This window comes from uncultured Exiguobacterium sp., from assembly GCF_964277885.1.
GTDB lineage: Bacteria > Bacillota > Bacilli > Exiguobacteriales > Exiguobacteriaceae > Exiguobacterium_A.
This window is the reverse complement of sequence record NZ_CAXYJR010000006.1, coordinates 167501-170991: the sequence shown is the minus strand read 5'-3', so window position 1 is coordinate 170991 and position 3491 is coordinate 167501. Positions and strand designations below refer to the sequence as shown.

The following is a 3491-nucleotide window of genomic DNA, read 5'->3' as shown; positions in this document are numbered from 1 at the left end:
GCATCTGCTAGAACAAGGCCTCGACCGATTAGTATCACTCAGCTCCACATGTCGCCATGCTTCCACCCGTGACCTATCTACCTCATCGTCTCTGAGGGGTCTTTCTTGATTACTCAAAGGGAAATCTCATCTTGGAGGGGGCTTCATGCTTAGATGCTTTCAGCATTTATCCCGTCCGCACGTAGCTACCCAGCGATGCTCCTGGCGGAACAACTGGTACACCAGCGGTGCGTCCATCCCGGTCCTCTCGTACTAAGGACAGCTCTCCTCAAATTTCCTGCGCCCACGACGGATAGGGACCGAACTGTCTCACGACGTTCTGAACCCAGCTCGCGTACCGCTTTAATGGGCGAACAGCCCAACCCTTGGGACCTACTCCAGCCCCAGGATGCGATGAGCCGACATCGAGGTGCCAAACCTCCCCGTCGATGTGGACTCTTGGGGGAGATCAGCCTGTTATCCCCAGGGTAGCTTTTATCCGTTGAGCGATGGCCCTTCCATGCGGAACCACCGGATCACTAAGCCCGACTTTCGTCCCTGCTCGACTTGTAGGTCTCGCAGTCAAGCTCCCTTCTGCCTTTGCGCTCTACGAATGATTTCCAACCATTCTGAGGGAACCTTTGGGCGCCTCCGTTACTGTTTAGGAGGCGACCGCCCCAGTCAAACTACCCGCCTGACACGGTCCTCCAGCCGGATTACGGCTGCGAGTTAGAGACTCTATGCATGAAGGGCGGTATCCCAAGGGTGACTCCTCCGAAGCTGGCGCTCCGGGCTCGACGTCTCCCGCCTATCCTGTACATCATGCACAAAGCCTCAATATCAGGCTGTAGTAAAGCTCCATGGGGTCTTTCCGTCCTGTCGCGGGTAACCTGCATCTTCACAGGTACTATGATTTCACCGGGTCTCTCGTTGAGACAGTGCCCAAATCGTTACGCCTTTCGTGCGGGTCGGAACTTACCCGACAAGGAATTTCGCTACCTTAGGACCGTTATAGTTACGGCCGCCGTTTACTGGGGCTTCGGTTCAAAGCTTCGCTTGCGCTAACCCATCCCCTTAACCTTCCAGCACCGGGCAGGCGTCAGCCCCTATACGTCATCTTGCGATTTAGCAGAGACCTGTGTTTTTGCTAAACAGTCGTTTGGGCCTATTCACTGCGGCTCTACTCATGTAGAGCGTCCCTTCTCCCGAAGTTACGGGACCATTTTGCCGAGTTCCTTAACGAGAGTTATCCCGCGCGTCTTAGAATTCTCATCTCGCCTACCTGTGTCGGTTTACGGTACTGGCGCCTTCCCCCTCACTAGAGGCTTTTCTTGGCAGTGTGAAATCGTGACCTACGTCCCTACGGGACTCCGCATCGTTCCTTGACTTTGATGCCTGACGGATTTGCCAATCAGACGGTCTTGAAACTTGCACATGCACTTCCATCCGCATGCGTCACTATCCTCCTGCGTCCCCCCATTGTTCAAACGGTGGATCGGCGGTACAGGAATATCAACCTGTTATCCATCGCCTACGCCTTTCGGCCTCGGCTTAGGTCCAGACTAACCCTGAGCGGACGAGCCTTCCTCAGGAAACCTTGGGCTTTCGACGGAGGGGATTCTCACCCCTCTTTTCGCTACTCACACCGGCATTCTCACTTCCAAACGCTCCACTGCTCCTTCCGGTACAGCTTCACAGCGGTTTGGAACGCTCCCCTACCATTCCTTACGGAATCCGCAGCTTCGGTGGTATGTTTAGCCCCGTTACATTTTCGGCGCGGCGCCACTCGACTAGTGAGCTATTACGCACTCTTTGAATGGTGGCTGCTTCTAAGCCAACATCCTAGCTGTCTAGGCAGCGCCACATCCTTTTCCACTTAACATACACTTTGGGACCTTAGCTGGCGGTCTGGGCTGTTTCCCTCTTGACTACGGATCTTATCACTCGCAGTCTGACTCCCGAGTATAAGTTGCTGGCATTCGGAGTTTAACTGAATTCGGTAACCCTGTGGGGGCCCCTAGTCCAATCAGTGCTCTACCTCCAGAACTCTCAACCTCGAGGCTAGCCCTAAAGCTATTTCGGGGAGAACCAGCTATCTCCAGGTTCGATTGGCATTTCACCGCTACCCACACCTCATCCCCGCACTTTTCAACGTGCGTGGGTTCGGACCTCCAGTCAGTGTTACCTGACCTTCATCCTGGACATGGGTAGATCACCTGGTTTCGGGTCTACGACAACGCACTGAACGCCCTGTTCAGACTCGCTTTCGCTACGGCTCCGCCTCATCGGCTTAACCTCGCGCGTTATCGTAACTCGCCGGTTCATTCTACAAAAGGCACGCCATCACCCGTTAACGGGCTCTGACTACTTGTAGGCATACGGTTTCAGGATCTATTTCACTCCCCTTCCGGGGTGCTTTTCACCTTTCCCTCACGGTACTGGTTCACTATCGGTCACTAGGGAGTATTTAGCCTTGGGAGATGGTCCTCCCGGATTCCGACGGGGTTTCACGTGTCCCGCCGTACTCAGGATCCACTCTGGAGGGAAAACAGTTTCAGCTACAGGGCTGTCACCTTCTTCGGCCGACCTTTCCAGGTCCTTCACCTACTGTCTTCCTTTTTGACTCCGTATAGAGTGTCCTACAACCCCGAAGAGCATGCTCTTCGGTTTGGGCTGTTCCCGTTTCGCTCGCCGCTACTCAGGGAATCGCATTTGCTTTCTCTTCCTCCGGGTACTTAGATGTTTCAGTTCCCCGGGTCTGCCTCACGCTACGCTATGTATTCACGTAACATGTCCCATCCCATTACAGATGGTGGGTTCCCCCATTCGGAAATCTTCGGATCAAAGCATACTTACTGCTCCCCGAAGCATATCGCTGTTCGTCGCGTCCTTCATCGGCTCCTAGTGCCAAGGCATCCACCGTACGCCCTTCATACCTTGATCTAGCGTTGGTATTCTAAGAACACACGTCTAATGACATGGTTAATTAAAAGTTTGATGTCTTGTTGATGTCTTCAGTTTTCAAGGTGCGAGTGCCTTATCCAAAGGACAAGACAAATGGAGCCTAGCGGGATCGAACCGCTGACCTCCTGCGTGCAAGGCAGGCGCTCTCCCAGCTGAGCTAAGGCCCCAGGATTGGAATTAAATTAGAATGGAAATGGTGGGCCTAAGTGGACTCGAACCACCGACCTCACGCTTATCAGGCGTGCGCTCTAACCGGCTGAGCTATAGGCCCATTCCATGACTAGAGAGAATTAGACTCTCAAAACTGAACGATGGGCATGTCCCGTAAGGGACGTTTTCCTTAGAAAGGAGGTGATCCAGCCGCACCTTCCGATACGGCTACCTTGTTACGACTTCACCCCAATCATCTACCCCACCTTCGACGGCTGGCTCCTTGCGGTTACCTCACCGGCTTCGGGTGTTGCAAACTCTCGTGGTGTGACGGGCGGTGTGTACAAGACCCGGGAACGTATTCACCGCAGTATGCTGACCTGCGATTACTAGCGATT

Annotated in this window: 2 tRNA genes and 2 rRNA genes (1 of these 4 cut by a window edge); all 4 read right to left on the bottom strand. The window is 53.9% G+C overall.

Annotated features, from left to right (window positions below):
- Positions 1-8 precede the first annotated feature (8 nt).
- Positions 9-2922, bottom strand: a 23S ribosomal RNA gene (locus ACHWTJ_RS13990).
- A 115-nt stretch (positions 2923-3037) separates the two neighbouring features.
- Positions 3038-3110, bottom strand: a tRNA-Ala gene (locus tag ACHWTJ_RS13985).
- A gap of 27 nt (positions 3111-3137) precedes the next feature.
- Positions 3138-3214: transfer RNA gene (locus ACHWTJ_RS13980), tRNA-Ile, on the bottom strand.
- A gap of 73 nt (positions 3215-3287) precedes the next feature.
- Positions 3288-3491: ribosomal RNA gene (locus ACHWTJ_RS13975) — 16S ribosomal RNA — on the bottom strand (it continues 1358 nt past the right edge of the window).
- Together the 16S and 23S rRNA genes with 2 tRNA genes alongside form the textbook arrangement of a ribosomal RNA operon.